16 protein-coding genes are annotated in these 20,894 nt (G+C 43.5%); 10 read left to right on the top strand and 6 right to left on the bottom strand.

Going from position 1 to position 20,894, the window contains the following annotated elements; genetic code table 11:
* Positions 1 to 152: 152 nt before the first annotated feature.
* The 3 genes from gspG to H027_RS0106175 form a co-directional block, all read right to left on the bottom strand.
* Entirely contained in the window at positions 153 to 587 is a 435-nt protein-coding gene (gspG, locus tag H027_RS0106185; protein ID WP_024871624.1) for a type II secretion system major pseudopilin GspG, read from the bottom strand.
* A 70-nt stretch (positions 588 to 657) separates the two neighbouring features.
* Positions 658 to 1,755, bottom strand: coding sequence for an endo-1,4-beta-xylanase (locus tag H027_RS17520; RefSeq protein ID WP_161632445.1), 1,098 nt, complete (start codon positions 1,753 to 1,755; stop codon positions 658 to 660).
* A 75-nt stretch (positions 1,756 to 1,830) separates the two neighbouring features.
* Positions 1,831 to 4,185 carry a glycoside hydrolase family 9 protein gene (locus H027_RS0106175; RefSeq protein WP_024871622.1) on the bottom strand — a complete coding sequence of 785 codons (2,355 nt, stop codon included), beginning with the start codon at positions 4,183 to 4,185 and terminating at the stop codon, positions 1,831 to 1,833.
* Between the two features lie 593 nt (positions 4,186 to 4,778).
* On the opposite strand from H027_RS0106175, the gene H027_RS0106170 reads away from it, so the two are divergent.
* The 6 genes from H027_RS0106170 to H027_RS18280 all read left to right on the top strand — a co-directional run bounded on the left by H027_RS0106170 (position 4,779) and on the right by H027_RS18280 (position 12,419).
* Positions 4,779 to 7,541, top strand: a complete 2,763-nt coding sequence (locus tag H027_RS0106170; protein WP_024871621.1) for a glycoside hydrolase family 3 protein — start codon at positions 4,779 to 4,781, stop codon at positions 7,539 to 7,541.
* A gap of 413 nt (positions 7,542 to 7,954) precedes the next feature.
* Positions 7,955 to 8,260 carry a PTS sugar transporter subunit IIB gene (locus H027_RS0106165; protein WP_024871620.1) on the top strand — a complete coding sequence of 102 codons (306 nt, stop codon included), beginning with the start codon at positions 7,955 to 7,957 and terminating at the stop codon, positions 8,258 to 8,260.
* Positions 8,261 to 8,287: 27 nt separating this feature from the next.
* Complete coding sequence (locus H027_RS0106160) at positions 8,288 to 9,619, top strand: PTS sugar transporter subunit IIC (protein WP_024871619.1); 1,332 nt, start codon at positions 8,288 to 8,290, stop codon at positions 9,617 to 9,619.
* Positions 9,620 to 9,676: 57 nt separating this feature from the next.
* Positions 9,677 to 11,056 (top strand): glycoside hydrolase family 1 protein, encoded by a 1,380-nt coding sequence (locus H027_RS0106155; protein WP_024871618.1) that lies wholly within the window; start codon positions 9,677 to 9,679, stop codon positions 11,054 to 11,056.
* 10 nt (positions 11,057 to 11,066) lie between these two features.
* On the top strand, positions 11,067 to 11,378 hold the full coding sequence (locus H027_RS0106150) for a PTS lactose/cellobiose transporter subunit IIA (protein ID WP_024871617.1): 312 nt from the start codon (positions 11,067 to 11,069) through the stop codon (positions 11,376 to 11,378).
* A gap of 342 nt (positions 11,379 to 11,720) precedes the next feature.
* Complete coding sequence (locus H027_RS18280) at positions 11,721 to 12,419, top strand: family 16 glycosylhydrolase (RefSeq protein WP_024871616.1); 699 nt, start codon at positions 11,721 to 11,723, stop codon at positions 12,417 to 12,419.
* 59 nt (positions 12,420 to 12,478) lie between these two features.
* Here the strand turns inward: H027_RS18280 and H027_RS0106140 are convergent, their stop codons facing one another.
* Genes H027_RS0106140 through H027_RS0106130 form a run of 3 tightly spaced genes read right to left on the bottom strand, consistent with a single transcriptional unit; the run spans position 12,479 to position 15,497 of the window.
* Complete coding sequence (locus H027_RS0106140) at positions 12,479 to 13,303, bottom strand: carbohydrate ABC transporter permease (protein WP_024871615.1); 825 nt, start codon at positions 13,301 to 13,303, stop codon at positions 12,479 to 12,481.
* On the bottom strand, positions 13,300 to 14,256 hold the full coding sequence (locus H027_RS0106135) for a carbohydrate ABC transporter permease (RefSeq protein ID WP_024871614.1): 957 nt from the start codon (positions 14,254 to 14,256) through the stop codon (positions 13,300 to 13,302). Before H027_RS0106135 ends, H027_RS0106140 begins: the two co-directional genes overlap by 4 nt.
* Entirely contained in the window at positions 14,256 to 15,497 is a 1,242-nt protein-coding gene (locus tag H027_RS0106130) for an ABC transporter substrate-binding protein (RefSeq protein WP_024871613.1), read from the bottom strand. Before H027_RS0106130 ends, H027_RS0106135 begins: the two co-directional genes overlap by 1 nt.
* Positions 15,498 to 16,136: 639 nt before the next feature.
* Here H027_RS0106130 and H027_RS0106125 point away from each other — a divergent pair.
* From H027_RS0106125 to H027_RS0106110, 4 genes are all read left to right on the top strand, one after another.
* On the top strand, positions 16,137 to 17,402 hold the full coding sequence (locus tag H027_RS0106125) for a putative glycoside hydrolase (RefSeq protein ID WP_024871612.1): 1,266 nt from the start codon (positions 16,137 to 16,139) through the stop codon (positions 17,400 to 17,402).
* 65 nt (positions 17,403 to 17,467) lie between these two features.
* Positions 17,468 to 18,763 carry a carbohydrate porin gene (locus tag H027_RS0106120; RefSeq protein WP_024871611.1) on the top strand — a complete coding sequence of 432 codons (1,296 nt, stop codon included), beginning with the start codon at positions 17,468 to 17,470 and terminating at the stop codon, positions 18,761 to 18,763.
* Positions 18,764 to 18,832: 69 nt separating this feature from the next.
* Positions 18,833 to 19,714, top strand: coding sequence for a MalM family protein (locus H027_RS0106115; protein ID WP_024871610.1), 882 nt, complete (start codon positions 18,833 to 18,835; stop codon positions 19,712 to 19,714).
* A 137-nt stretch (positions 19,715 to 19,851) separates the two neighbouring features.
* Entirely contained in the window at positions 19,852 to 20,877 is a 1,026-nt protein-coding gene (locus H027_RS0106110) for a LacI family DNA-binding transcriptional regulator (RefSeq protein ID WP_024871609.1), read from the top strand.
* Positions 20,878 to 20,894 lie beyond the last annotated feature (17 nt).

Raw genomic sequence — 20,894 nt, 5'->3', positions numbered from 1 at the left:
TATTGTTTAATATATTATGTAACCTATAACGTGATTTATGGGTTGTTAATGGGCGTTAGTTTAAGTCTTGTGCTTGAAAAATATTATTTTCAGCTCCATTTTCCCTTGCATATATTTATTGCGAATAGTCGTTATATCTCTTTAGCGAGTAATTAATTTTTCTGTGAGTTTAGTGCCCAGTTACCGATATCGTCATCCGTACCAGCTTGACCATCAGGCCCTACAGAGAACACATCAATATTGCCGTGTTCGCCTGGGCTTAACAGTTGATATTCGTTTTGCCACGGATCTGCTGGCAACCGTTTGATATAGCCGCCTGCTTTGTAATTCCTCGGCACAGGTTCACTATCCGGTTTGGTGATGAGGGCATTTAACCCTTGGTCGGTGGTTGGATAGCGGCTGTTGTCCAGCTTGTACATGTCTAGAGCATTTTCCAATGCGACAATATCGCTGACGGCTTTTTGGTGATCAGCCTGGTCTTTATTTCCCATTAAATTCGGTACTACCAAACTCGCCAAAATGCCCAAAATCACAATCACCACCATTATTTCCAGCAGTGTAAATCCGCGTTGTTGTTTATATTGCATTTTTACTCTCATCAAAAAATGACCATTGAAAGTGATTGAACTGTTCCATTTAAATGAACAGTTCAATCACTTAAGGTGTGGCAATTAATGCTTCACTCATTCCTGTCCATGCGGGTTTACGTTGAAAATTTGCATCAAACAATAATGGCCAGTCAGGCATATGGTAGTAACCGGTAACCCAACTTGTTGCATCGGTTAATCCCCATACAGTAATGCCACCACGTAGATCATATGGCACTGTTTCTAGATAGGCGGTGATCACATCACGATAACGCTGTCGTTGTAGCTCTGCTAATTCGGGAGTTAATGTGGTGGCGGTATTATTCGGGTTCATGCGTATGTCTAGTTCGGATATGCGAACTTTTAATCCCATGGCTACACAACGGCTGAAGGCCTGACGGATTTGTGTTGTGCTGGGCCAGTAACGATCAATATGTAATTGAAAGCCAATTCCATCAATAGGAATATTCCGGTTACGGAAATCACTGACCATATTTAGAACTGCATCCAGTTTTTTTGGCATTGCTTCGATGTTGTAATCGTTGTAATACAACTCTGCGTCAGGGTCTGCCGCATGTGCCGCTAAATAGGCCTTGGCAATATAATCACTGATATGAGTGGACCAAATAGTGGAACGAACACTGCCATCATCCAGGAATGCCTCATTAACCACATCCCAACTGCTAATATCGCTGCTGTAATGACTAACCACTGTGGTGATGTGATCAGTGAGCATGGCTTCCCAATCACCGGTGTAATTGTTCATCCAGTCTGGTATGGCGTTATGCCACACTAGTGTATGGCCATGAATTTGCATTCCATTATCTTTCGCAAATTTGACCAGATAATCACCATCGCTCCAATTGTATTGATCTTCTTGGGGATGAATAAACTCTGGTTTCATGACGTTCTCTGCGACCACTGAACTGAATTCATGTGCTGCCAGATTACGCAGTTGGCTGGCTTGAGGGCTGTAACGGATGCTAGATGCGCGTTCGAAACTTCCTACGGCGAGAGCGACACCGATAGGAATGGTCGTTTGATCTCGAAGCATTGGCGCGGTTGGTATGGTTGGTGTGGTCACTGCGGATCTATCGCTTTGCCCGCCACCACAGGCTGCCAGCCCTATACATGCGGTAAATACAAGATTTTTTATAGTTTTTGGCATGGAAAACATAACCTGTTGCAAGAAAACCATGAATGATGGAGTCCAGAAAGATAACTGAACTCCATCTTGTTACGGCTAGTGAGTTAGGCCGCCTTCATCAAGAACACTGGTTGTCCACAGGAAAGGGGCATTCCAGTTCACTGTCACTTCATTCAATGTCCATGCACCGATTTCATCTTTCCAGCAAGTTTGGCCTATGCATTTGCCTTTCAAGGTTGCCGCAACGGGATCGCTGAAGTTGATAGAGTTCGGGCCACCGGAGATAACACCAGGTGGAACGAGTGGTGAAGCTGGATCAAGGGAATGAGCCCAGAACCGATGATGTGGATTTTTCAGTGGGCGGAAACCGTAGCCAGATACGTAGGATTGATCCATTGGGTTACGTCCCAGTATGTAATCCATCGCATCTGCCATTGCTTGCAGGTATTTACGCTTGCCGGTGAAATCATAAGCTAGGCCGAGGAAAATGCTGCGATTCGTCAGGTTAGAGTTTGATCCCCATGGATATTCTTTTGCCTGATACGGGATCAAATACCCTTCTTTGTCGACGGCTTGCTGATAACCATCAGCCGCAGCTATGATCGCTGCACGTGCTTTTTCGACATCTTTTTTATCTAATTTATTGGGGACCATCGCGAGAGTAATGGTGCCCGCACTGCCAACGCCCTGCCAATATAAATCACCAGTGCCGGCTTTATCTCCTTTCGGTGCTACAAGATACAGTGGTGAATTTTGGATGGCCTTTTTGTATTCGGCTTTTCCGGTTGTTGTGAATAACTCGGCGGCTGCCCAGTAAAATTCGTCTTTCAAGTCAGTATCATCATACGGGCCTGAGCCAACAAAATTATCGTAGGCATACACATTCGGATGGCGATTTGCGGCCTTCCATGCTTTTTCTGCTGCTTTTAGGCAACGTTCAGCATAGGCCGGATCTTGATCTTTCCATACACGGGCCGACTGGGCTGCGGTTGCTGCCATATTGAGTGTGGCTGCCGTGCTTGGATAGCTAAGAAAACGTGGTTGCGGATCTTTGTGAGGCGGTAGTGGCATCCCGGTCCAGGCTTTGTCGGCCACCTTATGGAATACCATCCCCGATGCATCAATTTCGGTTAGTTGCAGATTATCTAAGTGTTTCGATTGATCGCCAACTGGCACAGAAACTTTTTTCCCGTCAGGCACTTGCATAGCCAGGAAAAAATCCATCATCCAGCGTGATTCATTGAGCAAACCATTGTGTTGATTTCCTTGTTCAGGAATTTTGACTTTGCCGTCGGCAAAGGCATTTTTATCACCGCTCTTCGCTAATTGCTCATGCTCATAAAGATTCATTAAGGTCCAAACGGAGATGCCCCCATTTACGACGTACTTACCTTGGTCTCCTGCGTCATACCAACCACCGGTGACATCTAATGAGAAGTCACAGCCCGGCCATTTGTTACCTTTGGCATCTTGTGCGTTAAAGCAGGTTACTTTCTCTGGTTTATGCCCTGCAGGTCGTGCGAGGTTTGGTCGTTGAACGTATTTTGCTTCAATATCTATGCCGCTACGTTGCTGATAGAAGAAGGATAGTGCGTCATATTTCATGGTGTGATAAATGTCATCACCGATGTTGAATGGATGACTTTTTTGCCCTGCTACTTCCAACACTAGCCCTGTTGCCGGTGTTTCATCTTGGCTGAAGTCTGCAATATGTACGAATTCACCAGAGGCTTCATTTATACCAAATGGTTTGGTTTTGCCTTCAGCTACGATTTCACCTTGGGCATTTAGCAAGTGCCAGACGAGGGGGGTTTTGGAATCGCTGGCAATGGTTGCTCTTTTTTCAGCCTTGGTCAGATAACCAACCTGATTGACCCGAACGGTAGCTAAGTCTGATTTTTTATGAAAACTCGGGCCAACCAAAGATACGTCGCCTACACAAACTGTCGTTGGTGCTTGCGTGCCCATTTGGAATTGAAGCTGCGTTTTTTCATCGCTGGCAGAAGGGGTGAATTTAATATCGAAAGGCTTGACCGTATCATTCAGCGTGATGTCTTGCACTATATAGCTGGTATATGGTGCGCCATCATGCTGCACGAGCGCTTTTATATGGACATTCTTTTTAGCTTTCGCGTTGAAGTGCAACGTGTAGGTTTGTCCTTTAACTAGCGATATGCCTGATTGACCGAGAATGACATCCCAAGGGTTCGCGCCTGCGTTGGCAAATGTTGCGCATCCCATCTGGTTATCGACAGCGAGAGTCGCGCCGGCTGTCCACCAACCGTCTGTGCCTTGAGTAAATTTGCCGTTGTTAAGCAATTCCTGGCTAGGGCCTGCCGATACGCCAGAACTTGCGCCCGCACTAATGTTGGTGCTCTCCGGTGCACAGCCGTACAAACCGATGAAGCAAGACATGACCACCGCCAAGGTGCTTAGTCGATGTATTTTCATTTTTTTCCTCTTTGATAGCAGACAGGAAATTGTCGGGTCGATTTCTGTCTTCCGCTCAATTTGCTCGGCATCGTGATGCGTTGACATCAACGCTAGAAATCGATTTCAAGATGTAAGTAACAACACTTAGATCTGTAAATCAAGTTTGCATCAGTGAAATGTGAAGAACGTGGCAAAAATTTTATTATTGAGGAGTCCAAATTTTGAAATTATGAAAAAAGATATCGATTTCTAACTTTTGTTGTGTCGTGATATGAGTTCGATTTTTGTGTCTTATGTCTTGCGTTTTCGATGTTTTATCTTGTTTTTTGTCGATTTAATGGATTTATACGCATCTATTAGTTTGTCTATTCTTGTTTTATTTGATGTCGATTTCTTTATCCTTCCCTTATTTGTGATCTTTCTCTCTATTTACTAATTAGTAACGGTATTTGTCCTTTTTTATTGCTTATTCGCTGGAATATTAGAACGACTTCCGCTTACCATGATAGTTAATTTGCAATCGATTTCATGCTGGGTTGTTCTTTTCCATGACCTGGCTTGGGATTCCGATAAGTCATGTTATGGATGCGAATATTAGGAGTTGATGCCAAATGAGAAAGAGAGTCGTGCTAGTTAGGTCTGCGGCCTATCTATTGGTTGGTTGTGGTTTAGCGAGTGGGATATTGAATTCCGCATCGGCGGATGTGCTGACTGATGCCCCATACTTTGCCCAGTGGCCAAAGATCCATAGTGCTATACCCCAAGATCAAGCAATGGAGAAAAAAATCCAAACACTGCTACACCAGATGACGTTGGAAGAAAAGGTTGGGCAGATGATTCAGCCTGATTTCCGTGAAGTTACTCCGGAGGAAGTTAGTAAGTACAAGATTGGCTCCGTGCTTAATGGCGGTGGCGGCTGGCCAAACAATAACAAGCATGCTTCTGCGGCGGATTGGGCTCATCAAGCAGACCAATATTGGCTGGCTGCTGAGGCGGGTTTTAAGGGCCGAGGTTTTCGTATTCCATTCATGTGGGCAACCGATGCTGTGCATGGTGATAACAATGTTTATTCAGCAACGTTGTTTCCGCACAACATTGGTTTAGGTGCCGCGCATGACCCTGATCTTATCTTCCGTATCGGTCAAATCACGGCACGCGAGGTTGCTGCAACAGGGCTGGATTGGACATTTGCTCCGACAGTGGCAGTGCCAAGAGATGATCGCTGGGGGCGTACTTATGAGGGATATTCCGAAGATCCTGCCATTGTTTATCACTATGCGGGGGAAATGGTTCGTGGATTACAAGGTTCCGCCGCCGATCTGCGCAGTCAGCACCATGTAATTTCTACGGTTAAACATTTTGTGGGTGATGGCGGCACTCTAAATGGGGTCGATCGAGGACAGAACTTTTATTCTGAAGAAGCACTACGCAACTTGCACGCCGTTGGATATTTCTCAGGGCTTGATGCCGGAGCTCAGGTTGTTATGGCCTCGTTCAATAGCTGGCACAATAAGCTGAATCGCGACGTTTTAGCGAACGATAGCGTTGAATACAATGGAAAAATCCACGGTAGCAAATATTTACTCACTGATGTGCTCAAAGGAAAAATGGGGTTTGATGGTCTGATTGTTTCTGATTGGAATGGTCATAGTGAGATTGCTGGATGCAGTATGGGTAGCTGTCTACCTGCTGTTCTGGCTGGAATTGATATCTTTATGGTGACAGCCCGAAAAGATTGGATGGCATTCCGACAAAGCTTGCTTGATGGTGTAGCGAATCATCAGATACCGATGAGCCGGATTGATGATGCTGTCACTCGTATTTTAAGAGTGAAGATGCGGGCTGGATTATGGGAAAAACCTCAGCCTTCTGCGCGTGAATTGGCGGGTAAGCAAGACGAATTAGGTGCTGTGGAGCATAAGGCACTGGCGAGAGAGGCGGTAAGAAAATCTCTTGTCTTATTAAAAAATCAGAAAAATATTTTGCCATTGAACCGTCATAGCCGCGTATTAGTGGCTGGAAGTGCAGCCAATGATTTGAGTAAGCAAGTAGGTGGGTGGAGCCTGACTTGGCAAGGAACAGAGAACAAACGTTCTGATTTTCCTGGCGCTGAAACGCTGCTTGATGCTATTAAAACGACTGTTGGTGCTGATAACGTGATTGAAGATGCTAAGTCTCTTGATCTTAAATCAGCAAAACCTGATGTAGCTATCATGGTTATGGGTGAAGATCCTTATGCCGAATGGTTTGGCGATATTCCCGACAATAAAACACTCGCATATGATGAATTAAAAAGCAGCTATCATGATGACTTGCTAACGTTAAAACGATTGAAAGCGGCTGGGATTCCCGTTGTCACTGTGCTGTTTTCTGGGCGTCCTCTCTATGTTAATGAAGAAATCAACCTATCTTCTGCGTTTGTAGCGGCTTGGTTGCCCGGGACAGAAGGAGAAGGCATCACCGATGTATTGTTCAAGAATGATAAAAACCAGATTGCATATAATTTCCAAGGGCGCTTGTCTTTTTCTTGGCCATTCCTGAAATGTGCCACCACGATCAATCGTACACCAACCAATATTCCAAATTGGAAGCGACCAGCCTTTGAACAAGATCCTAATGGTCCGATGGCTCCATTATTTCCTTATGGGTATGGGTTGAGTTACAACCAGGCATCGTCTGTGGCAGCCAGAGTAAAAGATTTAGACGCTCTTCCTTTGGATCAACGCAAGTTTGGCTGTAACGAATCGGATCCAGCTAAATTGGCTGCGGCAAGTCAAGCTATGGAGTTGTTTGGACCAAAAGCAAGCGAAGAACATCGTATGCGAATGGGCGATGCCAGCAACTGGACCGGAACGGAAGTATCAGGTAATAGCAAGACTGAAATGAAGTTCATCAAGGTGCAGCCGATTGACTATCTTCGTCAACAAGATGCGCGTGCGGTTACATTTATGGGGGAAAACAAACCGGGTGTAGATTCGGGCGCTACTATTCAGATCCAGACTACTCAAGTTAAAGGTGCCGATCGCAGAAGCTATCTGAAAGCGAATAGTGAATTGCAGGTAACCCTTCGCATGCAAGAAGCACCCGATAGTAATATGACTTTAGGGTTACAGTGTGGCTGGCCTTGTGGCAAGTCTATCGAGGTTGCCCCCGCTTTGCGTCAATTGCCGATCGGTAAGTGGGTTACTCTGAGTTTACCTTTGCGTTGTCTGCAAGACGATATGGATTTTACAAAGGTTAATACGCCGTTCATTTTTGCTACCAGTGGCAAGGCCCGTCTTGATTTGGCCACCATCCGCTGGGTGCCAGCAACGTTAGTGCAACCGAGTAAGGATCTGATGCAACTTGATTGTCAGGGACAATTGAAGCCGTAACTATTCCTCCTCGTATTAAAAGGGCATCTTTGGATGCCTTTTTTATAAAAACGACGTATTGGTTTTCTTTACGGCAATTTGGATGTAGCTGCCTTCTGTTTTTCTTTCATACCGCAAGAATCCACTTCTCTAATTAACTATTTCTTTAAATCTGCATGCACGAAGACTATTTATCACAATTATTGAAATCGATATCTTGTGTGTCTCATTTGGTTCATCCTTATTTTATAAATGAGCTGTCCATGTTTATTTAAAATAAATCCGTTATTTTCATAATGTTATGTTTTTATCTAATATCGGCTAATTTATATGGGGTGATCGGTGTCACAATTCACATCTTGAAAATGTGAAATCGATTTCATGAAATGGGGAGGCGTTCTATATTGCATTCAATTTCGTAAGGAGGTGTGTTCATGAAGAAAATTATGTTGTGTTGCTCTGCTGGCATGTCGACCAGTCTGCTCGTGAAAAAAATGGTTGTTGAAGCCGAAAAGCGAGGTTTAGCAGCAGAGATAAAAGCGTTTGGTGCGGCGGAATTTGATGAACAAATGCCCAAGTATCAGGTGGTATTACTGGGGCCTCAAATTAAGTACATGCAACCAGAATTACAAGCCAAAGCATCTACGCATGGCATCAAGGTTGAACCGATCGGCATGATGGATTACGGCATGCAACGGGGCGATAAGGTACTGGATTTTGCCTTATCTCTGATTGGTTAATTAGGTTAGCAAGGAATAGGAAAAACGATGAATTCACTCTATAACATGCTAGTCGGTCTGATTGAACAACGAATTGGCCCATTTGCAGGAAAACTGGGTCAACAGCGTTATGTTCTGTCTATCCGTGATGGTTTCGTTGCTGCTTTACCATTCTTGATCGTAGGCAGTTTCATGTTGGTATTTATTTTTCCGCCGATCTCGAACGAAACCACGTGGGGATTTGCTCGGGCTTGGCTTGATTTTTCAAATACCTATCGTAATGAGCTGATGTTGCCATTCAACATGAGCATGGGGTTGATGACGATCTTCATTTCTGTCGGCGTTGCATCAAGTTTAGGTCGTCAGTATTCATTAGACCCCATCACGACTGGGCTACTCTCACTGATGTCGTTTATGTTGGTCGCTGCACCCTATAAAGATGGCGCCATATCGACACAATATTTCTCAGGCCAAGGTATTTTTACGGCGTTGATTTGCTCTATCTATTCAACGGAAGTTTATGCCTGGCTAAAGCGCAACAACATTACTATCCGTTTACCGTCTCAGGTGCCAACGGGTGTCGCGCGTTCGTTTGAAGTACTGATCCCTGTTCTGGCGATTATCTTAACTTTGCATCCATTGAATCTGTGGCTGCAGCATACGACGGGTATGATTCTGCCAGAAGCGATCATGCATATGCTTAAACCACTGGTTGCCGCGTCTGATAGTCTGCCTGCTGTGTTACTGGCGCTTCTGGTTTGTCAGGTGCTTTGGTTTGCGGGTATTCATGGCACCATGATTGTAACAGGCATCATGAATCCATTCTGGTTGGCAAATTTAGCTGCAAACCAAGCAGCATTGGCTGCCGGCCAACCAATTCCTCATACTTTCTTGCCTGCTTTCTGGGATCATTTTCTGTTTATCGGTGGTGTTGGTTCCACTTTACCACTGGCATTTCTGCTGATGCGCAGCCGGGCTGTACATCTGCGGACTATTGCACGCATGGGTGTGGTACCGGGTTTGTTCAATATCAATGAACCAATCTTATTTGGCGCCCCAATCATCATGAATCCTATCTTTTTCCTGCCATTTATCCTGGTTCCAATGGTCAATGCGGTTCTGGCTTGGTTTGCGGTGAAATTTGATTTAGTGGCTAAAGTTGTCATGTTGACGGCGTGGACGACGCCAGCTCCGATTGGCGCTGCATGGTCTACCAATTGGGCACTAAGTCCAGTCATCATGTGCTTCATCTGTATGGCCGTTGCTGCATTGATGTATTACCCGTTCGTACGCGCTTATGAAAAAACGCTGCTGCAACAGGATACCGATAACGCTCAAGTAGAAGATGAAGACATGAGCGCTACACCAAGTCAGGCTTAAGTATTACTGGCTGCGGGCAATATGCGGCTTGCAGCCGGATTTAATGAGGAAAGGTTAATGCAATATAAATTCCCTGAGGGGTTTTGGTGGGGAAGTGCGTCATCAGCAGCTCAATCGGAAGGCGCCGCCACACAGGGTGGTAAAGCACCAACAATTTGGGATCACTGGTTTAAAACGGAACCAAATCGTTTTCACAATCAGATTGGCCCTGCTGATACCTCAACGTTCTATGAGCGATATAAAGACGATATCGCGCTTATGGAGCAAATAGGACACAACAGTTTCCGAACCTCCATTTCTTGGGCTCGTTTGATGCCGGATGGTAAAAACATTAACCAAGAAGCTGTTGCCTTCTATAACAATGTGATTGATGAGTTATTGGCTAAAAATATCCAACCATTTATTGGGCTCTTTCATTTTGATATGCCGATGTATTGGCAAGAGCTGGGTGGATGGGAAAATCGCGATATCGTCGATGCTTACGCGGAATACGCGGAAATCTGTTTTAACCTGTTTGGCGATCGTGTTGCTTGCTGGATGACATTCAATGAACCCGTCGTGGTTGTGGAAGGGGGGTATTTATATGACTTCCATTACCCGAATCAGGTCGATTTCCGACGCGCAGCTCAAGTGGCTTATCACATGATGCTGGCGCACAGTTCAGCCGTGAAATGTTATCGCTCGCTCGCATTGTCTGGCAAGATCGGGATTGTATTGAATCTGACGCCATCCTATCCGCGATCTTCGAATCCGGCAGACTTGAAAGCTTCGTTTGTCGCTGATTTGTTCTTCAATCGCGCATTCCTTGATCCAGCGGTGAAAGGTTGTTATCCAGAAGAACTCATTGAAATTCTGCGCGAATATAACCAGATACCCGAGTATCGCAGCGGTGATAAAGAGCTGTTAGCTGCAGGGAAAATTGATTTGCTGGGGATTAATTATTACCAACCTCGCCGAGTTCAAGCGCGGATGAATGCGATTAATCCCTGCGCACCATTTATGCCGGATTTCTTCTTTGAAAATTATGAAATGCCGGGCCGAAAAATGAATCCTTATCGGGGATGGGAAATATATGAACGTGGTATTTACGACATATTAATTAATCTGCGTGACAATTATGGAAATATCCCCAGCTATATATCTGAAAATGGTATGGGTGTTGAAGGTGAATGTCGTTTCATTGCAGAAGATGGTCAGGTGAAAGATGACTATCGGATTGATTTCATTAAAGGACATCTTCAATGGATCCACACTGCCATTTCCGAAGGCTGTCATTGCCGCGGTTATCATCTGTGGACGTTTATTGATAATTGGTCTTGGATGAATGCTTATAAAAACCGCTATGGCTTCATTAGTCTGGATCTTGAAACACAGAAAAGGACAGTTAAAAAAAGCGGCGAATGGTTTGCTGATGTTTCACGAAATAACGGTTTTTAAGGAGTCGTCAATGTTAGATCTTGAAGAAGCAGTAATGGGAATTATTGTTAACGCAGGACAATCCCGCAGTCTCTGTTTTGAAGCTTTACGTCAGGCCCGAGCCGGAATGTTTACTGAAGCGGATGGTTTACTGGCTGAAGCGATAGAAGCCGGCAAGGCTGCACACGCAGTGCAAACAAAATTAATCGAGGATGACGAGGGTGAAGGTAAAACCAAAATGACCTTGGTCATGGTTCATGCTCAAGATCATTTAATGACATCTATTTTATGTCGAGAATTAGTTACTGAACTGGTCGAGCTTTATCGTCGTCAGGCTCAGTAGTTATTAGTGTTGTCCAGTTTGAACGTCGTCATTTCCACCGCCCTGTGCGGTGGTTTTTTATTTATATTTCATATCCAATAATTGCAATTCAATAAATTAATTTTAAGCCATCACATGGCTAACCTTATTAATTATATGTTTGTTTTTGATGGTGCAAGTAATGTAATTTTTATCGCTTTCATTTTTTGATGATGATGATGTTTGTTTTTGAAATTGTTTTTCATGAGAATTCATTTTCATGAAATTTAAATGATTCGATTTCAATACAGGTTTTCATAGAAATACCCAACTATAGTTCCATTCTCTCTGGTAAATAACTAATTGAAACTGTGGAGTGTAGGAATGAGTCGAATTACAGGAGTTGTATCAGCGATTTTGCTAACTGGCAGCTTATATACGAATCAGGCTGCTGCATGGGAGTGGAGTAATATTGATTGGCAACTTTCTGATGGGTGGCGTAATGGAGGTTCTGAATTTGATTGTACGTGGCGAGCAGCGAATGTTTGGATGGAATCTAATCTCGCGATCCTGAATGCAAAGTCTGAAAATGGTAACAAAAGTTGCGCTGAGATGAGAACTTACAACTACACGCGCAGAGGTCGTTATGAAGTCCAAATGCAGGCTGGTGCGGTTCCCGGAACGATTAGTTCTTTCTTTACCTATACAGGTGAAGCTGGCACGAGTACCCACTATGAAGTTGATATTGAGTTGATGGGTGGAACAAACCTACTGCATACCAATGTCTGGATCCAGGGACAACAGTACCCTCAAGATATTAACTTAGGGCAATATGGAATGGCTATCTGGAATATGGAACGCTACGCTTTCAATATTGATGAGGCAGGAGTGACCTGGCAAGTTTTCAGTCGTACTGCGAATAAGTGGGTTACGGTTCGTCGGGCAGATAAACCTGTCACCAGCTATATGCAGTTATTTGTTAATAACTGGATTAGTGCTAACCCAACATTTCCTCCGAGCAATTACAATGGGCTCCCTGCATATGCTAAATATGCTTCTGTCGTTGTCACTCCATGGGAGTAAAACATTTAATGAATAAACAACGAGGAGTATTTTACTCCTCATTTTTAATTAGATGCTTTTTATTTATATAGTCGATCAATCAGATGGTGGGAAGTGAATATAAACAATAAAATTAAAGGTATAATTGCAATAGCTGATCCCGCACAAATCGCTCCCCAAGGAACAACCCCTACACCTTGTAGTGCTCGTAAAGCCAATGGCAGTGTATAACTTTCCATATCATGCAATACCACTAACGGTGCCATAAAATTATTCCAAGATGCGATAAAAGTTAGCAAGGCGAGAGTAAATAGAGCGGGTTTTATTAACGGCAAAATTATGTGACGATAAAGCCCCCACTCACTACAACCATCAAGTCGAGCTGCTTCAATGACTTCATTGGGTATGGCCTGCTCAATATATTGTCGCATCAAAAATATGCCAAAAGCACTGCAAGCGGCAGGGATATATAATGCCTTCGGTTCGTTAAACCATCCGAACATGGCTATAATTAATGCATTTGGAATTATATTTAAGAAGGCGGGTAAAAGCATAGTGCTGATAACTAGGCTAAATAAAAAATTTTTCCCTTTAAAAGAATACAAAGCGAAGGCGCTGCCAGCCAACGAACAGAATACAAGATTTAATATGGTCGTTACTAAGGCGATATAAAGGCTATTAGATATATTATGCCATAAATAAGGAATGCGGTTTAATAACTGTTGCAGATTTTCACCAAGCGCATCACCGAACCAAAATGGTGGTGGAACGGAAAAAATGCTGTGTTCATTATGTGTCGAAAACACCAACATAAACCAGAATGGTAAGACCATTAATATCGCACTCAACCAAATAATAAAATTGATCAGCAATACAGATAATTTTATTTTCTTTATATAGTTCATAAGTCATTTTTGATGCTAATGCGACGGGTTAGGTTGCATAGCGAAAATAGAATTATAAATAACAACCAGGCTGTTGCAGATGCGGCAGTAAAATCACCTTCTGCAAAAGCTGTTGTGTATAAATACATCGCGAGTGTTTGCCCTGCTTGCCCTGAGCCACCCGTTCCAGACGTTAGAATAAATGGTTCTTCAAATAGTTGAAAATTCCCAATCAGGCTTAATGTTAATGCTAATAAAATCATTGGCTTGAGTGTTGGTAAAATAACGTGTCGCAGTTGCTGCCAGAATCCGGCTCCATCTAGTTCTGCAGCATCAAATAATTCCTTTGGAATGGTTTTCATAGCAGAAAGATACAGAAGGGTATTCCAACCGACATAACGCCAGAAAACGACAAATGCAATGACCCAGCGGATATGTGAAGAATCTTGCCAATCTATAGCCGATGCAGGAAATAACCAGTTTAGAGGCTTGAACCCTATGAATTTCCAATCATGTAGCATTGCTAATAATTGGTTTAACAGACCAAAATCGCGCGAAAAAATAGAATTGAATACTAGAGAAATAGCAACAGAGGAGGTAATAAATGGAAGAAAATAAAAACAAAGTAAAATATGGCGTTTCTGAGGCGTCATTTGAAAGAGTCGGGTCGCCAGGGGGAGTGCGATGGCATGCTGAGGTATTCCGGCTATCAAGCTTAACCATACCGTATTATATAAAGCGTGATAAAACCATTCATCAGTTAATACATACTTAAAATTATGTAATCCCACCCATTTCATTTGATCCAAGGACGAACCTAATACCCAGCTGTGCAGTGAAATCCATGCAGAAAATAGCATTGGATAGAGACCAAAAATGGAAAATAAAATTATAAATGGGGACAAATAAATATATGGAATCCATTTGACTTGCTTAGCGATGAGGCATCGTTGTGGCGTTGTACCTTCTTGCATTAGCGTTTGACCTTATGAACAATTTGCTGCTCGGCATCAGCGAGTGCTTCTGCGATATTTTTGTTGTCATCAAGCACAAGATCCATTTGCTTTCGGATGACTTCTGCGGCAAGTGCGTCATATTTGTGGGTCATAATTACGGGCATATGATCTGCGGCATCTTTCCAGACTAAGCGTGCTTTTTGTTGACCAAGATAGCTAATCGGTTCATCTAAATGCGGGGTTTGTTGTGCACTCAATAGTGCGGGGAAAGCATCAAGTTTCTTGAACGCCTCTTGCTGCATAGACTGATCCAATGTCATAAATTGAATAAAATCCCATGCTTCAGATTTATGTGCAGCAGCTTTGGGGATTGCGTAAAAAGAGCCGCCCCAACTGGCATAAGAGTGTTCAGGTAGCTGGCTGACTCTCCACAAGCCCGAGCTTTCAGGTGCAATCCAGCTGGATAAATGACCTGCAAACCAAGCGCCCATCATCTGAGTCGCTACTCGTCCTCGTCGAATAGCTTCTGCCCACTCATTACTCCATATTTGCAAACGACCATCGAGACCAAGATCACGAACCTGCTTAGCTAAGGTAAACGCACGAACGAAACGTTCACTGCGTACTAAGCATTCTCCTGCTTGATTGAAATATATTCCTTCTCCTGGTTTCAGTCCGATTCGAATATATATATCTTTCAAATCACTGGCATTCGCGACTAAATAGATAGATTGTTGTTTTAATTTGGTGCCTGCATTGATAAATCCATTCCAGGATTTTGTCATATCAGCAATCGAAATACCGGCCTTGGCTAATAGGTCTTGCCGATAAAATAGAGAGCCAGGACCAATATCTGCCGGCATCGCAAACAATTTACCTCGGTCATTTTGAGCTTGCACTATAGTGTAAGGAACAAAAAGATGCTGATATTGAAGAGCGTTATAAGGTGGTGCACTCAGTTCTTCAAGTCCACCGGAATTTACAAAACGACCAATAAAGCCTTGTTCTAGCCCCATAACATCAGGTAGACCAGCTCCGGTAGCTAAGGCCGAAGTCATCGCATTGTGATGGTCATAAAATGATAGAGAGACCAAGCGAATATTAATTTCAGGATGTAACTTTTCGTAGCGAGGAATCGCTGCTCGAATAGCCTCATCAAAATTAGGATATGACGCAATAGTCAATGTTGTCGCTTGTACTTCAGTGATAAAAATCAACATCATGAATAACAGCTTAAAAAAAGATGATGTTGATTTCATGCTTCCCCCTGATGGTACGTTTATATTGAAGCCTTCTCTCAATATCTTATAAATCAAATGTATTAATAGACAAGCCTGACATATAGAAGCTGCGGTCGTTTTGCTGTTTTTGCTAACGAACTGTGATGCTGATCTGCCATTTCTTTTCCTCATTTTTCCATCCAAAAGACTTCATTTGACCGTCTAAAAGTCACATCTCGAATGAAATTGAAATCGATATCAAATTTGCAGCAATCCTTCAGCTTGAATTGTTTTTAATAAACGTATTTCCATCGTCATTTGGGGATTGTGAGCTGTATTTTCCATTAAAAAATTTAGAACCGAACTTTAGGGTTTCAAAAGAATATCGAATTTAACAATAAATATAACAGCATGAAAAATAATGTTTTTTATTTTAGTGGTTTGTTCTGTCACCGTTGTCATCATTCGTCAAATTAAGTTTTTTTCAAAATTTATATCAAATGATTTTGTGATTGTTAGCACGAATTACACACTTTAAAATTGAAAAAACTTGCTCTAGAAATCGATTTCATGAAAATCGGCTTAATTGCTTTTTCTTTGATATCGATTTCATGGTGCTGTTTGAGATGTATTGCCACCACGATGAGATAATTTTCCCATTGATTTTAGGAGGTCAATATGAACGAAACAAAAAAAGGACTTTTGGCATGGTCGTTTGCAGCCATCTTGCTCAGTGCTTGTGGTGGTGGCTCGAATATAAATTCGCCTAGTACCAGCAATGGTGGAGGGGTAACGCCTCCTAATGGCGGCGATGGTTCACTGCAGTTGTTTGGTGTTGGCGCATCGACAATCACAACCCCCAGAATTCAGTCTGAAATGGATAATTGGGATGTTAAGCCTGTAACAACGACACAACTATCTTTAGCCAGTATTGGTGCGGTGCTCATCAATAATGCTGGCACCAGTGATGCGGCTGACGTTCAAGTAACCGGCAATGGTACGGGTACTTTCATGTTGAAATCAGATACCCCCATTGATCTTAGTAAATATGCGTCTGGTTTCATTGAGTTTCAATTACGGGCGAAGAGCTCTGTTCCTCAGCAACTTTCGGTTTCTATCGATAACGAATATCCCAATCGAAGCAGTTTGCCTATAGCTACTGCAGTGAAAGGCACAGGAAATTGGGAAACGCTGACGGTACCAATCAGTTGTATGTCGCCGTATCCAGGTGCAACCGCTGTAAATCTGGCTTCTGTTCACACCCCGTTCTTTTTAGATACTAACCAAGCATTTAATTACGAAATTACCAATGTGAAATACACATTGAGCTCTACCAACACGCCTGTCGTTGATCCTGTGACATGTAAATCAGCCAGTACCAGCAGCGGCTCAGGCGTTAATCAAGCACCTGCGCTTGCAGCAGGCGATGCAGCGATTTATTACTCCGGCGATAAAAGCCTAGCCACCGATCTATCCAGTACCTACCCGCTTAATAGTTTTGGTGGGACGGTAACCGATGCTGGACAGATTGTTACTGCTGATTTCCCTGGGAATGGTGGTGTGTTCCTAGGATCTGATACCGCCAATTCAGATCTTTCCGCATATCAAAACGGTGCCATGACGCTCGATCTGAAAGTATCTAGTTATGGGGCTTCGCCTAATATCCAGATCCGGATGGATGGTACCGCTGGTCCTGACTACGGCACATTTTTTACGATGGATAGCGGAAAAGTGCCAGCAGACGGTAACTGGTATCGCTGTACTCTGCCTGTTGCTTCTTTAATCCCTGCCGCCAATACAAGCTCTGTGCAGAAAGCTCTGTATATGGCTGGAGCATGGGATTCCATGTCTGGGCTTCAGTTTGCGTTTACTAATGTGGCGCTGAAATCAGCCTTACCTAGCGGCTTCGACGCTAATTCACCTTGCACTCAGATCGTTCCTTAATTAATGCGGCTGCCACTGTCCATCGTGGTGGCTGTGTATAACATTTTTATTCCTAGGGGGATTAAATGAAATTGAAATATGTAGCATTAATCGTTGGTGCCTGCTGTGGATTAGCATTACCAACACTGTCTATGGCATCAGAAGACACTATTTTTAATGGTTATATCCGTGCCGGATCGATGTTTGATGCCAAAGACAATTACTCTAAAGTGGGTTATGCGGGTGAGATGGATAAGACGATGGGGCGCCTTGGCGCTGAAGTCGATAATAGTTGGAACGGCGAACTGAGTAAAAAGTGGGATCTCGATGGTGGTAAGTCAGCGAATATTCACTTTGAGCTTGAGTCTGATACAGATGGATTACAGACCCGAGCAGCGCCAAGAGGGTCTGGCGTTTCTCAAACTTATGTTGAATTAGGCGGGATCACACCAACGGGTACGATGTGGGGCGGTATGCGCTACTACGATCGCGAAAACTATATTTTCACCACCGATTATTTTTATACCGATTACTCTGGTACCGGGGTCGGTCTGGAAAATCAGGAAATCGCAGGTGGTAAATGGGATTTCGCATATATCAGCAGTAATGATACCGACCACAGTGATCGTACCGATGGTACTTCAGCCATTATGCATACTCTGCATTCGAGTGCTAAATACGGTAATTGGGATCTGGAAGTCGCATTAAAGCAAATGCCAGATAATACTTTCACGGGTGATAGCAATCAGTACGCCACTAAAGGTATAGAAGGGACCGCCATTTATTCGCGTGATGATTTCTTCTTTATGCCTGGCGGTTTTTCCAAATTTATTGCCCAAACGGGTCGCGGATTAGGCTCTGGTGATTTACTGGGAGCGACGTTGACGAATACGTCTATGTATCGCAAGGGCTCTTTGTATCAGAAAACTGTTCAGGATCAAGCTGACGGCTATAAGCCTTATCAGTCAAAGGTAAAGGAAGGCGACCAGTCCTATCGTTTGTTCGCGTGGGGTGGGTGGTATGGTGCTAAGGTGCAAATGCTGCCAACTTTATCTTATCAGTACAATGACTATGAGTTTGGTGGCCATGACTATTGGTATTCTGCATCACTGCGCCCTGTGTTCCCGATTAATCAGTTCTTCTCAGTACAGACTGAAGTTGGGTATACGAAAAATAACCTGATTGTAGATAATGTTGATCGAGGCAGTGATTCTAGGAAGATAAGCATAGTTCCAACCTTCACTGTTAATACCGGTACAGGGCCTTCACCGGAAATTCGTTTCTTAACTACATATGTACATCGTAATTTCAAGACGCCATGGGAACAAGCCAATAGTCGAGATGACTTCCTGGTTGGTATTCAAGCGGATATGTGGTGGTAGAGTTAATAGGGAACCAATGTAAATATAATATCGGGCCCCAAGGGGCCCGTATTTTTAAAGGATCCAGATATGACACAAAGCAAACAGAGTTGGTTGTTGTTGGCTGGTTTACTGACTACCGGTTGTACTGGCCTAGAGTCGGGACATTCTTTGGGAGCGAGAGAACCGATCAGCTCCTTCCAACAGCAGGCTATCGTTGGTAGGCAGCAATTGATGCAAACCCCTGCAGTTCCTAGCTTGAACAAGTTAACGTATCAGCCATTAAACGAAGAAAATAAATGGATACAAATTGGTTCCAATAATCAGGTTTTTTCATTTGAAACAGGGAAAAGCTATGTAACTGCTTTCTCATTACCGACGCTGTCGCAGGCGATACATATCAAATTAACGGTGCCAATTGATTTTTCTCTGTTTCTGCCGAGTGTCATGATATTGGATGAAAACTTCGCGACGTTGCAGGTCGTGCCCAGCTCCAAATTTGCAAATACAGGTGAGGGGCTGATGGCAGGGCAGAATTTACAAGGTGAGTTTACCATTCCCGTTACTATCGGCTCATCGCGTCCAGCATATATGCTGATATATACAACAACTCAGGATATGCAAAGCAGTACCAAGATTAATCCTGACGTCTTACAAAGAGCCATGCAGCATGACCGGACAACCGATGTCGCTCGATTCCTGAATTCGGAAGTGCCTCATGCCGCAACCGGGCGTTTGCATTTAACTTTTGATTATCAAACTGATTCGACTGCAGCGCCGAGCAAACAATATTTATCCCCCGTAGCAACAAATTTAGGTTCAGTTAATCCGATGAGTGAGCAGGGGTATTATCAACGTATTCGTGATGCCGTCGCTAAAAAAGAATATGAAAAAGCACTGGCGCTGGTTCAGGCTGCAAAAAAAGCAGGATTCACGCACGCTCAAGATGTTTTTTTTGCTGCGCAGCAATAGATTAAGGCGCTACCGTAATAACGTATCCTTACTTGTTGCTTCAAATGGAAAAGTGTATGTTAACGGGCCGATTTCTTAACAATTTTTCGATGGAAGGTTAGTCAGCACTAGCCTTTTGATGTCCACATGGGGGGGATATGTCCAAGCCAGTTCAGGATAAACAAGCGACTGTCTATGATATCGCTCGCGTGGCAGGAGTATCAGCCAGTACTGTTTCAAGAATATTGAATGGCTCGGCAAGAGTTGCTGAAAGCAAACGTCTTGCGGTTGAAGAAGCCATCCGCGAATTGAATTATCGTCCTAATTTGATGGCGCAGTATCTGAAAACTGGACAATCCATGACGTTGGGGGTTATTACTCAATATGTGGATAGCCCATATTCCAACGAGATGCTGAGAGGCATTGAGCATGCCTTGCAAGGCTCAAAGTATGCTCCTCTTATCGCTAGCGGCCATTGGAATGTAGATGAAGAAATTGAGCGATTAAAACTACTTATCGATCGACGGGTCGACGGTATTATTATTTTAACTGGACATGTAAATCAGCAGGCGTTAATTGATTTTTCGCAACAGGTACCGATTGTTGCTACAGGTCATACTATTAATACAGAAAGAGTTCGTACCTTTAGTATTAATAATCGGTTGGGTGGGTACATGGCAACTCGCCACCTGCTCGATCTGGGACACCGCCAAATTGCGCATATTATTGGGTTGCCTGATCAGAATGATGCGATAGAACGTTTGAATGGCTACAGACAAGCTCTTGTTAGTTCAGGTGTTGGATATGATCCGGAGCTGGTTGTTCAGGGTGATTTTGCTGAAGCCGGCGGCTTTAATGCGGTTAAACAGTTGGTTGCTAGCGGTAAAAAGTTTACTGCAATCTTCTGTGCAAATGATCAAACCTGTTATGGCGCTATTCTAGGGTTAAAACAGTGTGGCTTACGTGTTCCTGAAGATGTTTCATTGATTGGCTTCGATGATCTTCCTTTTTCAACTTTCTCGAATCCACCACTGACTACTGTGCGACAACCTATCTATGAAACAGGTATTGCAATGGTTAATACGTTGATTGGGTTGATAGAGCATGAAGAAAAAAACATAGAGGAACTACCTGAGTTGAGCATTGTCGTTCGTGAAACGACAATGCCATATAGCAGTAATTAAAGGGTCTATTGGCGATA

It is taken from the genome of Tolumonas lignilytica, from assembly GCF_000527035.1.
Classification (GTDB): domain Bacteria; phylum Pseudomonadota; class Gammaproteobacteria; order Enterobacterales; family Aeromonadaceae; genus Tolumonas; species Tolumonas lignilytica.
This window is presented reverse-complemented; position numbering and strand designations above follow the sequence as displayed.

Bases quoted from the DNA above. Each gene is read 5' to 3' on its own strand.
- gspG (WP_024871624.1), bottom strand. From the start codon at position 587: ATGCAATATAAACAACAACGCGGATTTACACTGCTGGAAATAATGGTG.
- H027_RS17520 (WP_161632445.1), bottom strand. From the start codon at position 1,755: ATGCCAAAAACTATAAAAAATCTTGTATTTACCGCATGTATAGGGCTG.
- H027_RS0106175 (WP_024871622.1), bottom strand. From the start codon at position 4,185: ATGAAAATACATCGACTAAGCACCTTGGCGGTGGTCATGTCTTGCTTC.
- H027_RS0106170 (WP_024871621.1), top strand. From the start codon at position 4,779: ATGAGAAAGAGAGTCGTGCTAGTTAGGTCTGCGGCCTATCTATTGGTT.
- H027_RS0106165 (WP_024871620.1), top strand. From the start codon at position 7,955: ATGAAGAAAATTATGTTGTGTTGCTCTGCTGGCATGTCGACCAGTCTG.
- H027_RS0106160 (WP_024871619.1), top strand. From the start codon at position 8,288: ATGAATTCACTCTATAACATGCTAGTCGGTCTGATTGAACAACGAATT.
- H027_RS0106155 (WP_024871618.1), top strand. From the start codon at position 9,677: ATGCAATATAAATTCCCTGAGGGGTTTTGGTGGGGAAGTGCGTCATCA.
- H027_RS0106150 (WP_024871617.1), top strand. From the start codon at position 11,067: ATGTTAGATCTTGAAGAAGCAGTAATGGGAATTATTGTTAACGCAGGA.
- H027_RS18280 (WP_024871616.1), top strand. From the start codon at position 11,721: ATGAGTCGAATTACAGGAGTTGTATCAGCGATTTTGCTAACTGGCAGC.
- H027_RS0106140 (WP_024871615.1), bottom strand. From the start codon at position 13,303: ATGAACTATATAAAGAAAATAAAATTATCTGTATTGCTGATCAATTTT.
- H027_RS0106135 (WP_024871614.1), bottom strand. From the start codon at position 14,256: ATGCAAGAAGGTACAACGCCACAACGATGCCTCATCGCTAAGCAAGTC.
- H027_RS0106130 (WP_024871613.1), bottom strand. From the start codon at position 15,497: ATGAAATCAACATCATCTTTTTTTAAGCTGTTATTCATGATGTTGATT.
- H027_RS0106125 (WP_024871612.1), top strand. From the start codon at position 16,137: ATGAACGAAACAAAAAAAGGACTTTTGGCATGGTCGTTTGCAGCCATC.
- H027_RS0106120 (WP_024871611.1), top strand. From the start codon at position 17,468: ATGAAATTGAAATATGTAGCATTAATCGTTGGTGCCTGCTGTGGATTA.
- H027_RS0106115 (WP_024871610.1), top strand. From the start codon at position 18,833: ATGACACAAAGCAAACAGAGTTGGTTGTTGTTGGCTGGTTTACTGACT.
- H027_RS0106110 (WP_024871609.1), top strand. From the start codon at position 19,852: ATGTCCAAGCCAGTTCAGGATAAACAAGCGACTGTCTATGATATCGCT.